Origin of the sequence: Rhodothermus marinus, assembly GCF_009936275.1 — a bacterium.
In the GTDB taxonomy this organism is placed as follows: domain Bacteria; phylum Bacteroidota; class Rhodothermia; order Rhodothermales; family Rhodothermaceae; genus Rhodothermus; species Rhodothermus marinus_A.
In genome coordinates, this window is record NZ_AP019797.1 from 3,136,065 (window position 1) to 3,149,233 (window position 13,169).

General features: G+C 65.2%; 12 protein-coding genes. 7 read left to right on the forward strand and 5 right to left on the reverse strand.

The genetic code is table 11. From position 1 onward, the window contains the following. Positions 1-237: 237 nt before the first annotated feature. The gene (locus GYH26_RS13675) at positions 238-501 is read right to left on the reverse strand and encodes a hypothetical protein (RefSeq protein ID WP_161542121.1); all 264 of its coding nucleotides are present in this window, start codon (positions 499-501) and stop codon (positions 238-240) included. 199 nt (positions 502-700) lie between these two features. On the opposite strand from GYH26_RS13675, the gene GYH26_RS13680 reads away from it, so the two are divergent. Both GYH26_RS13680 and GYH26_RS13685 read left to right on the forward strand, forming a co-directional pair. Beyond that, positions 701-1,102, forward strand: a complete 402-nt coding sequence (locus GYH26_RS13680) for a hypothetical protein (protein ID WP_161542122.1) — start codon at positions 701-703, stop codon at positions 1,100-1,102. Between the two features lie 126 nt (positions 1,103-1,228). After that, positions 1,229-2,491: a class II D-tagatose-bisphosphate aldolase non-catalytic subunit gene (locus tag GYH26_RS13685; RefSeq protein WP_161542123.1), complete on the forward strand. Its 1,263-nt coding sequence runs from the start codon at positions 1,229-1,231 to the stop codon at positions 2,489-2,491. Positions 2,492-2,493: 2 nt separating this feature from the next. Here the strand turns inward: GYH26_RS13685 and GYH26_RS13690 are convergent, their stop codons facing one another. The 4 genes from GYH26_RS13690 to GYH26_RS13705 are packed head-to-tail and all read right to left on the reverse strand — an operon-like array spanning position 2,494 to position 7,316. Next, positions 2,494-4,152: a CCA tRNA nucleotidyltransferase gene (locus tag GYH26_RS13690; protein ID WP_161542124.1), complete on the reverse strand. Its 1,659-nt coding sequence runs from the start codon at positions 4,150-4,152 to the stop codon at positions 2,494-2,496. A 29-nt stretch (positions 4,153-4,181) separates the two neighbouring features. Beyond that, positions 4,182-5,012 (reverse strand): Gfo/Idh/MocA family protein, encoded by an 831-nt coding sequence (locus GYH26_RS13695; RefSeq protein WP_161542125.1) that lies wholly within the window; start codon positions 5,010-5,012, stop codon positions 4,182-4,184. Further along, positions 4,990-6,771 (reverse strand): gamma-glutamyltransferase, encoded by a 1,782-nt coding sequence (gene ggt / locus GYH26_RS13700; protein WP_161542126.1) that lies wholly within the window; start codon positions 6,769-6,771, stop codon positions 4,990-4,992. The genes GYH26_RS13695 and ggt overlap by 23 nt, the downstream gene beginning before the upstream one ends. Then, positions 6,771-7,316 (reverse strand): O-acetyl-ADP-ribose deacetylase, encoded by a 546-nt coding sequence (locus GYH26_RS13705; RefSeq protein WP_014068005.1) that lies wholly within the window; start codon positions 7,314-7,316, stop codon positions 6,771-6,773. Before GYH26_RS13705 ends, ggt begins: the two co-directional genes overlap by 1 nt. A 192-nt stretch (positions 7,317-7,508) precedes the next feature. Between GYH26_RS13705 and fabF the strand changes: the two genes are divergently transcribed. The 5 genes from fabF (at position 7,509) to hprK (ending at position 13,129) form a co-directional block, all read left to right on the forward strand. Then, the gene (gene fabF / locus GYH26_RS13710; protein WP_161542127.1) at positions 7,509-8,780 is read left to right on the forward strand and encodes a beta-ketoacyl-ACP synthase II; all 1,272 of its coding nucleotides are present in this window, start codon (positions 7,509-7,511) and stop codon (positions 8,778-8,780) included. After that, on the forward strand, positions 8,770-9,732 hold the full coding sequence (fmt, locus tag GYH26_RS13715; RefSeq protein ID WP_161542128.1) for a methionyl-tRNA formyltransferase: 963 nt from the start codon (positions 8,770-8,772) through the stop codon (positions 9,730-9,732). The genes fabF and fmt overlap by 11 nt, the downstream gene beginning before the upstream one ends. Before the next feature lie 87 nt (positions 9,733-9,819). After that, complete coding sequence (locus tag GYH26_RS13720; RefSeq protein ID WP_161542129.1) at positions 9,820-11,037, forward strand: galactokinase; 1,218 nt, start codon at positions 9,820-9,822, stop codon at positions 11,035-11,037. Positions 11,038-11,098: 61 nt separating this feature from the next. Next, the gene (locus GYH26_RS13725) at positions 11,099-12,094 is read left to right on the forward strand and encodes an AAA family ATPase (RefSeq protein ID WP_161542130.1); all 996 of its coding nucleotides are present in this window, start codon (positions 11,099-11,101) and stop codon (positions 12,092-12,094) included. Between the two features lie 15 nt (positions 12,095-12,109). Continuing rightward, on the forward strand, positions 12,110-13,129 hold the full coding sequence (gene hprK, locus GYH26_RS13730; RefSeq protein WP_161542131.1) for an HPr(Ser) kinase/phosphatase: 1,020 nt from the start codon (positions 12,110-12,112) through the stop codon (positions 13,127-13,129). Positions 13,130-13,169: the final 40 nt, after the last annotated feature.

Below are 13,169 nucleotides of genomic sequence, written 5' to 3' on the forward strand. Positions count from 1 at the left end.
ACGAGTTAATCACATTTTATCCACAGAAAAGCCGAGGTTTTTAAAAATAACAGACTTTCAACCCTGTCCAGTTTTTATTTCCGTTATACATCAAGATTGTTTCAACCTCAACCTATCAATCCACATATCCACGCTCTCTGATCTCCTGAGGCGGATAACGGAAATAAAAACCCCGGCCGACCAACCGGGGTACTTCGCCTACTGGAGGGTGAGGCAATTCGTCGTCAGCCCACCTGCTCAAAACTCTTCCTCTTCTTCAAAATCATCAAAGTCCTCGTCGAAGTCGAAATCCTCTTCCTCTTCAAAGTCGAAGTCCTCCTCCTCTTCGAAGTCGTAATCGTCCTCAAAATCGTCGTATTCCTCTTCGTCGAAGTCTTCTTCGTAGTCCTCGAAATCCTCTTCTTCGAAGTCTTCGTCTTCAAAATCGAAGTCTTCTTCCTCTTCAAAGGCCCAGAGGGGCTGCAGCGGCAGCCGATCCGGCGCAAAGGGTGCGGTACGCATGGTCAGGAAGCTTACCGGTTTGGTGAACAGGGATCCGACCGGAACGTCCGGCCACAGTGCAAAAATACGCAACAGACCGGTCAATGCAAGTCCTCCCGGCTCCCCAGGGCGTATGAAATTTTCCGCGTCGAACCGAACGTCCCCTGAGCGAGTACATGCTACACATGCATTGCCTGAACATAACCCTGCGAAGTGAACCATGTACGACACGGACCGCAGTGCGTACCCACACCCGGACGAGTTCAAGGTAAAGCGTCCGGAATACACGGAACTGGAAGACGGCTACTACCGGGCGACGATCGAGATCGCGCCCTTCAAGGTCGTGGGGGAAAGCCGTACCAAGGCAGGCGCCCGCCGCGTGGCCCTCTATCGCGCCGCGCTGACCTACCGCTCCTACCACCCGTCCTACCGGGTGGAAAATCCGTACCCGGATGAGTTCGTCGACCAGGAGGGCACCCGCTGGCGCCGACTGCCTCCCTCCCAGCGCGAACTCGGCGACTATGCGTTCATCGGTCCCGACGGCGAGGAAGACTACGCCACCATCGAACAGATGCTGATGTGGGACATCCGGCCGGCTTCCAGTTCGGAGGACGAAGCATGAAAGCGCACGACCTCTGAAGGCGCTCCAACGTGAGCGCCTTTTTTGTAGCCAAAGATGCTACTACGCAAAATTACTTACAAATTTTTCTTAAATTTAGAAACAGCAATCTTTTGACATCTTCACGCCATGCAGGTGCAGACGCTGCTTACCGCCCCTTTCGATCGGCTGGCGACCCATGCCCGCGGGTTTGTCGGCTGGATGGCCGAGCTGCTGCTGGGTCCGCTGGCCTATCAGCATACGCTGCTGGCCGTCTGCCCCAATTCGGAAGCGGTTACGAGGGCCGCACTGGAGGCTGCCGGAGCCGCCAACGCACCGCTGCTTTTTGCTGCCACGCTGAACCAGGTAGATCTGGACGGTGGCTATACGGGATGGACACCGGCCACGCTGGCACAGTTTGTGGCGGACGAGCTGTCCTGCCTGAACCTGCACATCTCCGTCGTACTCGGCCTGGACCACGGCGGCCCCTGGAAAAAGGATCTGCACGCCCGCAACCGGTTGCCCTTTGAGGAAACCTTTCAGGCTGTTCTACGCGCCATCGAGGCCTGTCTGGATGCCGGCTACGGCCTGCTGCATCTGGATCCGACCGTCGATCTGGAGCTATCGCCCGGCACGCCGGTGCCCATCCCGCGCATTGTCGAACGCACGGTAGTGCTTTTGCGCCACGCCGAAACCTATCGACTTCGCCGCAACCTGCCGCCGGTCGCCTACGAGGTGGGCACCGAAGAAGTCGGCGGTGGCCTGCAGGCCGAAGCGCGCATGGCGGAATTTCTGGATCGGCTCTGGAGTGCACTGGACCGGGAAGGCCTGCCTCACCCGGTGTTCGTGGTGGGCGACATCGGCACCCGGCTCGACACGCGCACGTTCGACTTCGAGCGGGCGCGCCGACTGGATACGCTGGTGCGCAGCTACGGCGCCCTCATCAAAGGGCATTACACCGACGACGTGGACCGCCTCGATCTGTACCCGAAGGCGGGCATCGGCGGGGCCAACGTGGGCCCGGGCTTGGCCGCCATCGAGTTTGAGGCGCTGGAAGGCCTGGTGGACGAAGCCCGTCGCCGCGGTCTTTCGGTCACCTTTGATCAGGCCATTCGTCAGGCCGTCGTCGAAAGCGGGCGCTGGACGAAGTGGCTGCAGCCGGAAGAGAAAGGCCGACCGTTCGAGGCGCTGGACCCTGAGCGACAACGCTGGCTGGTGGCCACCGGCAGCCGCTACGTGTGGACGCATCCGGCCGTCCTGCAGGCCCGCCGCGAACTCTACGAGGCGCTCGCCCCCTGGCTCGATGCCGACGCCTTCGTGCGCGAACGCATCAAAACACGCCTGATGGACTACTTCCGCGCCTTCAACCTGATTGAGTTCAATGAGCGCCTGAAAGCTTTCCTGCCCGAATGACTTCAGGCCGGCTCTTCCGCCTGAGCCAGTGCTTCTTCTTTGACCCGATGCAGATAGGCGAGGGCTTCTTCCCGATCGGCCGGTAGCTCGCCTTTGAAGATCACCTCCTTGATCGCTCCCAGCGCCCGTCGTTCGGGCCCTTTGAGCGTAGCGGCCATCTCCTCGAACAGCGCCGCGCGCCGCAGCGCTTCGTCCTTGATTTCCATCATGTACTGAAAGGCCGCGTCGTGCTCGTTGGGAATGCGCCCTTCGAGAATGGCTTCTTTGATGGCCTCTTTGATGATACCCACGGCCACGCCTTCGCCGATGCCCAGCGTGCGCATGATCTCCTCGCCATCGACGGGCGGCTGAAAGTTGCGGATGCGGTCCTTTTCCTCCACTTCGGCCATGCGGACCTCCAGCCGATCGAAAGCCTCCAGATAGCGACGCACGCGCCGGGGATTCTTGGAGGTGATGTCGGCCCGCACCAGCAGCATCAGATCCTCCAGGTCATCGCCGGCCTCGAAGAGCAGTCGCCGGATGGCCGAGTCGGTCACCTGTTCGTCGACGAGCGCGACGGGTCGGTGGTGCAGGCGGACGAGCTTCTGCACGTAGGCCATGCGCTCGTCCATAGGCAACTTGAGCCGACGGAAGATGCGGGGGACCATCCGGGCGCCCAGGTCTTCGTGTCCGTGGAAGGTCCAGCCCGTGCCCGGCACGAAACGTTTGGTGGCCGGCTTGGCGATGTCGTGCAGCAGGGCCGCCCAGCGCAGCCACACGGCGTCGTCCTCGCAGGGGCGGTCGGCCGTCATACGGGCCACGTTATCCACCACCTGCAGCGTGTGGAAGAAGTTGTCCTTGTGGCGGTGTCCGTCGATGGTCTCGACGCCCTTGAGCGCCACCAGCTCGGGGAAGATGCGCGCCAGGATGCCGGTGGATTCCAGAATTTTGAAGCCGATGGACGGCTGCGGCGCGCACAGGATCTTCTGCAGCTCGTCGGTGATGCGCTCCTGGCTGAGAATTTCGACGCGGTGGGCCTTTTCCCGCATCGCCGCGAACGTGTCGGGCTCCACGCGGAAGTTCAGTTGTGCGGCAAAGCGGGCCGCCCGGATCATACGGAGCGGATCGTCCTCGAAGGTCTGGCGCGGATCGAGCGGCGTGCGCAGCAGCCGTTGCCGGAGATCGCGCCGCCCGTGGAACGGATCGATCAGCGTTCCCCAGCGAGAGGGCCACAGGTCGATGGCCATCGCGTTGATGGTGAAATCGCGGCGGCGCAGGTCGTCGTCGAGGGTGCCGTCTTCGACGATGGGCTTGCGCGAGTCTTTGCGATAGCTTTCGCGACGGGCTGCCACGAACTCCAGCACGAATACACCGCTGCGATCCGGTGTGGGGACACGGATGGCCGCCGTGCCGAAGTTTTCGTAAACGTGCACGGTGCGGCCCCCCAGAGCGCGCGCCACGAGGCGGGCCAGCCGGATGCCCGTCCCGGGTCCCACCGTCACAAAGTCGATGTCGGTGGTCGGACGGTCCAGAAACAGATCGCGCACGACGCCGCCCACGGCATAGACCGGGATTTCGTGCTGCTGTCCCAGCTCGCCGATCCGACGCAGCAGGGGCGCGTAGGGTCGCGACGCCAGGCGTTCCTGTATGCGCAGCGGTAGAGGCCGAACCGTCACCGTCATGATCGTGCGGGTGGTTGCGGGGGCCATACTTAACGCAGCCGGCTCATCAAACGTTCGACGATCCGGAGCACCTGCAGGGTTTCCAGGAGCGAGACCGGGGCCGGCTGGCGGGCGGCCAGGGCCTGCAGAAAGGCAAGGACTTCGGCCTTCGTCAGGCGCTCGTCGGATGTGTCGAGTCGGAGCCAGCGGTGCCAACCGGTGCGCGCCAGGTACAGTTCGGGCGAGGTGTCGTCGCCGTCGCGCCACATCAGCACCTGCGCATAGGTCCCGCTGTGAAAGCGCAATCCGAAGGCCACCGCTTCGAGCCAGGTAGGACCACCCCGGACGGCCTCCCCTTCGATACGGAGCACGCTGCTGGAGCGGGCCAGCGCGCAGCACAGGTCGACGGCTTCGGCCAGTCGGGCGTGCCAGGGCACCACGCCACGCCCGCCCACCTGCTGTCGGTAAACGAGCAGGGCGGGGGGCGCGCCATCCCGCACCTCCTGCAATGCCGGATGGAAGCGCAGCGGCCGGCTGACGCCCACCTCCGCGTGGGCTTCTTCGGCCAGACGCCCCAACCGCTCCAGATCCTGAAAGGCCGGGGCCGGGGGCCAGGCCACGAAGCAGTGCACCCCTTCCCGCAGGGCGATTTCCGTCACCCGGAAGCGCTCGGCCGGTGGCGTGGCAATGAAGACCACGTCCAGCGCCTGCATCCAGGCGGCCAGCCGGGCGTCCGGCACGTCCAGCGTGCTTTCCGCAAAGCGGGCAATATCCGAATAAAGCGCGCGCAGGGCAGCGTGCAGGCTGCGGGCTTCCCGGCCGCCGCCGATCAGCCCGATGCGAAACGCCGGTGCCGATTCAGTAGCCTGCGGCCTGTCCATCCTTGCGCATCTCCGAAGCTCCGTGATAGACGCCTGTTGAATCGCACAGAATGGCCTGGTAGCCGCCGAAGGCGCCGCGCGTGAACCGGACGCGATGACCGCGGCGCTCCAGCTCCTGCACGACGGCCGGATCGAAGCCGCTTTCGAGCAACAGTACGCCCGCGCCTTCGCTCGTGCCCAGTGGCGTGCGGCCGCCGATGTGCCGCCAGCGGGCCGCATCGCCCGCCTCCTGCACGTTCATGCCAAAATCGATCAGGTTCGTGAGCACCTGCACATGCCCCTGTGGCTGCATGTCGCCGCCCATCACACCGAAGCTGAGCCAGGGCTCGCCGTCTTTCATCACGAAGCCCGGAATGATCGTATGGAAAGGACGCTTGCCGGGCGCGTAGGCGTTGGGATGGCCGGGCACCAGCGCGAAGAGCGCCCCGCGATCCTGCAGCATGAAGCCCAGCCCGTCGGGCACCAGGCCGCTCCCCATGCCCGTATAGTTGCTCTGAATGAGCGAGACCTTCATACCCGACGAGTCGGCCACGGTCAGATAAATCGTGTCGCCGTCCGGCAGCGGCTCGTCCAGGCCCGGTCCCACTTCGGCCATCACCGTATCCATGCGGATCAGGCGGCGACGCTCGGCCGCGTATTCTTTGGAGAGCAGCTGCTCCAGCGGAACCCGATAGAAGTCTGGATCGGCGTAGAAACGGGCGCGATCCTCGAAGGCCAGCCGCTTGGCCTCGGCCATGACGTGCAGGTAGTCGGCACTGCCCCAGCCCATGGCCTTCAGGTCGAACCCTTCCAGAATGTTGAGCATCTGCAACACGGCGATCCCCTGGCCGTTGGGCGGCAGCTCGTAGACGTCATAGCCGCGATAGTTGACCGAGACGGGCTCGACCCATTCGCTCCGGTGGGCGGCCAGGTCTTCTTTACGCAGATAGCCCCCGATGCGGCGCATGTAGGCGTCGATCGTCTCGGCGATCACGCCCCGGTAGAAGGCATCCCGGCCCTGTTCGGCCAGCAGTTCGTAGGTGCGGGCCAGATCCGGGTTGCGAAAGATTTCCCCCTCGCGAGGGGCCCGGCCGCCGGGGAAGAACGTGCGGAGCGCGTTGTCGAATTCGGGGATCAGGTGCCGGTTTTCCTGAAACCGCTCCAGGTTCTGCGCCCAGTAGTAAGCGATCACCTGCGAGACGGGAAAGCCCTCGCGGGCGTAGCGAATGGCCGGGGCCAGCACCTCGCGCATGGGCAGGCGACCGAAGCGGGCGTGCAGCTCGAACCAGCCATCCACCGCGCCGGGCACCGTGACCGGCAACACGCCCCAGAGCGGGATCGTGGGCGGCTCGCCGGACTCCGGAGGCTGCAGGCGTCGCGCCTCGGCCACCATGGTCTCGAACGAGAGTCCCTGCGGCGAGCGGCCGCTGGCGTTCAGCCCGTAGAGCCGCCGCGTTTCCGGATCCCATACGATGGCGAACAGGTCGCCGCCGATCCCGCACCCGGTGGGCTCCATCAGTCCCAGGACGGCATTGGCGGCGATGGCCGCATCGACGGCCGAGCCGCCTTTTTTCAGAATGTCCAGGGCCACCTGCGTGGCCAGTGGCTGGCTGGTGGCGGCCATGCCGTGGCGGGCCAGCACCGGGCTCCGGGTGGCAAACGGCGCGCCGACGAGCCGGTCGCCGCCGCCGTGCCCGAACACCTGGGCCCGGCCATGCGAAAGCGGAATCCACATGAGCAGCAGAATCAGCCAGATCGGAACGTTACCGGTGCCTTTCATCACGACTCGGGGGTAGCTTGAAGGCGGGCCAGAACCTCTTCGTGGATCCTGCGGGCGCGTTCGTCGAAGAGCACGAACCGCACGTGGCGCACGTGCCTGAGCTTCGGCGCTTCTTCGAGTACGGTTTTCAGCGCCACTTCCGCGGCCTCTTCCATCGGGTAGCCGAACACGCCGGTGGAAATCGCCGGAAACGCCACCGAGCGGATGCCATGTTCGTCGGCCAGCTTCAGTGCGTTGCGATAGGCTTCGGCCAGGATCTGGTCCGAGGGCACATCGCGCCCGTAAACCGGCCCCAGTACGTGAATCACGTACCGGTTGGGCAGCCGGAAGCCGGGCGTGATCACGGCCTGACCTGGACGGATCGGCGCCAGCGGCCGGCAGGCTTCGGCCAGTTCGGGTCCGGCCGCCCGGTGGATGGCACCGGCCACGCCCCCACCCGGCATGAGCTGCGCATTGGCCGCGTTGACGATGGCTTCCATGTCGGGCTGCTTTGTGATGTCGCCCTGAACGATCTCCAGCGTAAAATCACCCTGCTGCACCCGCATGGCTGTCCCGGTTTGCGTTGAGGAAGGTGCTTTCCGGAAGATAAAACGCCCGGGGCCAACATGCAGCGCTGGTCGGGAGCTGACTTTTATGCGACTTTTTTGTTTTTTACGCACCGGTGCAGGACGGAAGTCTTGCTTCCGGCGTACAAAGGTTCGTCTTTCCAGAAACCAGAATAAAACCTGACGATCTCTATGCAGCCGACTCACATGGTCAGGCCCCGACGGGTGGTCGTCACCGGACTGGGCGCCATCACGCCGATCGGGCTTTCGCCGCAGGAATTCTGGGACGCCATGATGCGCGGTGAAAGCGGTGCCGGGCCGATCACCCGCTTCGACGCTTCCTGCTTCGAGACGCGCTTTGCCTGCGAGCTGAAAGGATTCGACCCCCTCAACTACATGGACCGCAAGCTGGCCCGCCGACTGGATTCATACGCCCAGTACGCGCTGGCGGCCGCCCGGCAGGCGCTCAGCGATGCGGGGATCGACACGAGCACGCTCTCGGACGAAGCACGCGAGCGCTTCGGCGTGGTCTTCGGCAGCGGCATCGGCGGGCTTCGCCTTTTCGAGGAGCAGACGGCGCTGTACCTGCGCGAGGGGCCGCGCCGGCTTTCGCCGTTCTTCGTGCCCATGATGATCTCGAACATGGCGGCCGGATTGATCGCCATCGAGCACGACCTGCGCGGTCCGAACTACTCGGTGGTGTCGGCCTGCGCCACCGGCAACCACGCGCTGATCGACGCCACAATGCTGCTGCGGCACGGCCACGCCGATGTGGTGCTCTGCGGCGGCAGCGAGGCGCCCATCACGCCGCTGGGCATCGGCGGCTTCAACGCCATGAAGGCGCTTTCCACGCGCAACGACGATCCCAAAACGGCCAGCCGCCCCTTCGACAAGAACCGGGACGGCTTCGTGGTGGGCGAAGGGGCCGGCGCCCTTGTGCTGGAAACGCTGGAGCATGCGCTGGCGCGCGGCGCCCGCATCTACGCCGAGTTGATCGGCTTCGGGATGTCGGACGACGCCTATCATTTTGCCGCGCCGGAGCCGACCGGCCGGGGTGCCCGTCAGTCGATGCTGCATGCGCTTCAGGATGCCGGCATTGCGCCGGAAGAAGTGGATTACATCAACATGCACGCGACCTCGACCCCGGTGGGCGATCCGATCGAGTCGGAGGCCATCAAGGGTGTCTTCGGCGAACATGCCTACCGGCTGAGCTGCTCGGCCACCAAGAGCATGACGGGGCATCTGCTGGGCGCGGCCGGGGCCGTCGAGGCGGTCGCGACCGTGCTGGCCATCTGGCACCAGACCGTTCCGCCCACGATCAACGTCGAGGAGCTGGATCCGGCCTGCGATCTGGACTACACGCTGCACAAGCCCCGTCAGCGTGAGATCCGCGTGGCGCTTTCCAACGGATTCGGCTTCGGCGGCCACAACGCCACGGTAGCCTTCCGGCGCTATGAAGAATGAAGAAGCGAAGCAGCGGGAGGCCACGTCTCCGCTGCGTATCGTATTCATGGGCACGCCCGAGTTCGCCGTGCCCTCGCTCGAGCGGCTGGTCGAAGCCGGTTACCGTCCGGTGGCGGTGGTGACCGGCCCCGATCGCCCGCGCGGCCGGGGTCAGCGCGTGCAGCCCACCCCCGTCAAAGAAGCGGCGTTGCGTCTGGGGCTGTCGCCCATTCTGCAACCGGAGTCCGTGCGCGACCCGGCCTTTGCGGAGGCCATCGCCGCCCTGCAGCCTGACGTCATCGTGGTGGTCGCCTTCAAGATCCTGCCGCCCGAGGTGTACTCGCAGGCGCGGCTGGGCGCCTTCAACCTGCACGCCTCCCTGCTGCCGCGCTACCGGGGTGCCGCGCCCATTCACCGGGCCATCATGGCCGGCGAGACGGAGACCGGCGTCACCACGTTCTTTCTGCGCCCCGAGGTGGACACCGGCGAAATCATTCTGCAGAAGCGTACGCCGATCGGTCCCGAGGAGACGGCCGGCGAACTGCACGATCGGCTCATGCATCTGGGCGCCGAGGCCGTGCTCGAAACCGTCCGGCTGATCGAGCGGGGCGAGGCGCATCCCCGGCCACAGGACGACAGCCAGGCCACGCTGGCCCCCAAGCTCACCCGCGAGGAGGCGCGCGTGCCCTGGGATCGTCCGGCCCAGGTGGTCCACAACCACATCCGGGGACTCTCGCCGCATCCCGGCGCCTGGACGATGCACGGCGACCGCCTGCTCAAGCTCTACCGCTCGCGCCTGGCTGAAGGCGAAGGGCCTCCGGGCACCGTGCTGGAAGCCGATGATCGGCTGGTGGTGGCCTGCGGCGAGGGCGCCGTGGAGCTTCTGGAATTGCAGCAGGAAGGGCGCCGCGTGCTTCCGGCCGATGCGTTCCTGCGCGGCTATCCGCTCCGCCCCGGCGATCGACTGTACTGAACCGTTTCCGAAGGCGAACGTATCGACAAGAAAAGCGCGCGTTTCTTTTCTGCTGATAGCCCCGGGATTTGTGATCGTGACGTGTATATGGACCTCCCCCCTGCCAACGGCACCAACAGTCACCTGCTGCGCACCTATCGGGAAGCGCTCGCCCGCCTGGAGGCCGAAGCGCCCCCTGCGCCGGAGGAGCACAGGGGGCGATGTCAGGCGCTGCTGCAGCGGCTGGGTCCGGCCGACATCGGAGCCGCACGCACGGCCTTCGTGCACGGCACGCCGGGACTGCTGGCCGCCCATACGCATTACTTCGACGGCTTTGCCCTGCTGCTGACCGCGCCGCACGGGACGGCCGTGAGCGTACGCCCGGCCCGCGAACAGACCAGTCGCCTGCTGTTTCCTCTGGACGAGACCCCCTGGACACTCCCGCTCGACGCGTCCGTGCCGCCGGACTGGCCGCTCGAAGTGGTGCTGGCCTTTTCGGTGCTGCGCCATTGCTATCCCGAGCAGGCCTTCGACATGGCGGTGTTCAGTTCCGTGCCGCCGTTTGCCCGCGAGATGCGGCTGGCTTCACTGGCCGTCGCCCTGACGCACGCCCTGCAGCCCACCGCCGATCGCTCGGACGCGCAACTCCGGGCCCTGGCGGACGTCATCGAGCGCTGCACGGGCTTTCCCTTCAGCGTCGCCTACCTGCTGGCCGCCTCGGTGGCCCGACCCGGTACGTTCGTGCTGATCGACGCCGCCACGCTCGAACACCTCGAACTGGAAGCGCCCCCACCGGACGTACTGCGCTGGCTGCTGCTCGACGCCGGCTGCACGCTGCTGCCGCCCCCCGACCACCACCGTCGGCAACGTGCCCTGGCTCACCAGATCGTCGAGATTCTGCAGCGCCGGGGCTTTCGCGAACTCACCTCCCTGCGCGAGCTGGCCTATCGCGACCTATCCCGCGCCCAGGCCCTGCTGCCCCGTCGGCTGCATCCGGTACTCCGCTACCTGGTCTCCGAAAACCACCGGGTGCACCATATGGTCGTGGCCATCCGGCAGCAGGACTGGCAGAAGCTGGGCTCACTATTGCTCATGTCGCACGCGGCCCTGCGGTACGACTGGCAGGCTTCCTGCGCCGAGGCCGATCTGATCGTCGAAGTGGCCGAGGCGATGAGCCTGGAGGGCATCTTCGGCGCCAGCATGAACGGCTACGGCAACGGCGTGCTGGTAGCCGGACGTCCCTTTCAGCTGCCCGTCTATCTGGAACGCCTGCAGCAGACCTTCGAGACCCACTTTGGCCGCACGCCCGAAGCGCACCTGATCTGACGGGAACCCCTGCGTTTGCCACGACTTCGATAGGGCGGTCCATCGAAAATCTTCTTCATCCATGCCTTCGTTCGACCTGGCGCGCGTCAATGCCCGCATCGAAGCGGACGGTGCCTTTCTGGACGACCTGCGGGCCGAAGTGGGCCGCGTGATCGTCGGCCAGCGCTACCTGATCGACCGCCTGCTGATCGGCCTGCTCTGCGGCGGGCACGTCCTGCTGGAAGGCGTGCCGGGTCTGGCCAAGACGCTGACAGTCAGCACACTGGCCCGCGCGCTGGGCGTGCAGTTTCAGCGCATTCAGTTCACGCCTGACTTGCTCCCGGCCGATCTGCTGGGAACGCTCTATTTCAACCAGAAAGAAGGAACGTTTTCCATCCGGAAGGGACCGATCTTCGCCAACCTGATTCTGGCCGACGAGATCAACCGGGCCCCGGCCAAGGTGCAGAGTGCCCTGCTCGAAAGCATGCAGGAACGCCAGGTGACGCTGGGCGACACGACATTCCGGCTGCCCGAGCCCTTTCTGGTGCTGGCCACCCAGAATCCGATCGAGCAGGAAGGCACCTATCCGCTGCCCGAGGCCCAGCTCGACCGCTTCATGCTCAAGCTTCGTGTCGATTACCCTTCGCGCGAGGAAGAGCTGGCCATCATGCGGCGCATGGCGCGCACGGACGCGTTGCCCGAGGTGCGCACGGTCGCCACGGGTGACGACGTGCTGCGGGCCCGCCAGGCGCTCAACGAACTGTACGTGGACGAACGCGTCGAGCAGTACATCGTGGACCTGGTGGTGGCCACACGCACGCCCGAGGCGTACGGTCTGGCCGAACTGCGGCCCTACCTTGAGTTTGGCGCTTCGCCCCGCGCCACGATCTACCTGAACCTGGCCGCACGGGCCCATGCGTTTCTGGAGCACCGGCCCTACGTAACCCCCGACGACGTGCGCGCCGTGGCGCCCGACGTGCTCCGCCATCGCCTGGTGCTCAGCTACGAAGCCGAAGCGGAAGCCGTCACCAGCGACACGCTGGTCGAGCGCCTGCTGGCTCATATTCCCGTACCCTGAAGCCCGAAACCGGCCATGCCCTACCAGCCCAACCGCGTCTATCGCAAAGAGTCGATCACGGTCGCCTTCATGGTCGAGCAGCTCCAGAAGGCGGTCGGCCTTCCCGTGGAGCGCGTCAACCAGGTGGACGATACGCTGCGCCTGGTGGTCGAAAGCGAACTGAACCGTCCCGGCCTGGTGCTGGCCGGCTACACCGAGCTGTTCACCTACCAGCGCGTTCAGATTCTGGGCAACACCGAAAACCGCTACCTGCGCCATCTGCCGCCGGCGCAGCGCCGCCGGGCCTTCCAGAATCTGCTGCAGTTCCCCATCCCCTGCATTTTCCTGACCGACAACAACGAACTGGATCCCGAGCTGGTCCAGATGGCCACCGAGGCCGGCGTTCCGGTCTATCGGACACCGGTGCCCTCGACGCGCTTCATGGCGCTGCTGCGCGACTTTCTCAACGACCAGTTCGCCCCCCAGATGACCGTCCACGGCTCGCTGGTGGACGTCTACGGCATCGGGCTGCTGCTGATCGGCAAGCCGGGCATCGGCAAAAGCGAGGTGGCGCTCGACCTGGTCGAACGCGGCCATCGCCTGGTGGCCGACGACGTGGTGATCGTCACGCGCAAGGAAGAGACCGTGCTCATGGGCACGGGCACCGACCTGGTGCGGCACTTCATGGAGGTGCGCGGCCTGGGCCTGATCGACGTCCGGGCCATGTTCGGCGTGCGCGCCATCCGCTTTCAGAAACGCATCGAAGTGGTCGTAAAAATGGAGCTGTGGGACCCCGAAGAGGAGTACACCCGCCTGGGGATGGTCGAGGACACCTACCGGCTGCTCGATGTGGAACTGCCCATGGTGAAGGTGCCCATCACGCCCGGCAAGAACATCACGGTGCTCTGCGAGGTCATCGCCATGAACCATCTGCTGCGGCACTACGGATACGACCCGGCCGAAGTCTTCGCGCAGCGCCTGAGCGAGCGGATTCGCCAGAAGGCTTCCTCGGTACCACTGCGAGGTACCGAATATTTTGAGCAGGATTACGAATGAGCCATGGGCGCGCAAAAAGGAAACCAGAACTACCCGGTCG

Coding starts and splice junctions, on each gene's coding strand:
- GYH26_RS13675 (WP_161542121.1), bottom strand. CDS start 501: ATGCGTACCGCACCCTTTGCGCCGGATCGGCTGCCGCTGCAGCCCCTC.
- GYH26_RS13680 (WP_161542122.1), top strand. CDS start 701: ATGTACGACACGGACCGCAGTGCGTACCCACACCCGGACGAGTTCAAG.
- GYH26_RS13685 (WP_161542123.1), top strand. CDS start 1,229: ATGCAGGTGCAGACGCTGCTTACCGCCCCTTTCGATCGGCTGGCGACC.
- GYH26_RS13690 (WP_161542124.1), bottom strand. CDS start 4,152: ATGACGGTGACGGTTCGGCCTCTACCGCTGCGCATACAGGAACGCCTG.
- GYH26_RS13695 (WP_161542125.1), bottom strand. CDS start 5,012: ATGGACAGGCCGCAGGCTACTGAATCGGCACCGGCGTTTCGCATCGGG.
- ggt (WP_161542126.1), bottom strand. CDS start 6,771: ATGAAAGGCACCGGTAACGTTCCGATCTGGCTGATTCTGCTGCTCATG.
- GYH26_RS13705 (WP_014068005.1), bottom strand. CDS start 7,316: ATGCGGGTGCAGCAGGGTGATTTTACGCTGGAGATCGTTCAGGGCGAC.
- fabF (WP_161542127.1), top strand. CDS start 7,509: ATGCAGCCGACTCACATGGTCAGGCCCCGACGGGTGGTCGTCACCGGA.
- fmt (WP_161542128.1), top strand. CDS start 8,770: ATGAAGAATGAAGAAGCGAAGCAGCGGGAGGCCACGTCTCCGCTGCGT.
- GYH26_RS13720 (WP_161542129.1), top strand. CDS start 9,820: ATGGACCTCCCCCCTGCCAACGGCACCAACAGTCACCTGCTGCGCACC.
- GYH26_RS13725 (WP_161542130.1), top strand. CDS start 11,099: ATGCCTTCGTTCGACCTGGCGCGCGTCAATGCCCGCATCGAAGCGGAC.
- hprK (WP_161542131.1), top strand. CDS start 12,110: ATGCCCTACCAGCCCAACCGCGTCTATCGCAAAGAGTCGATCACGGTC.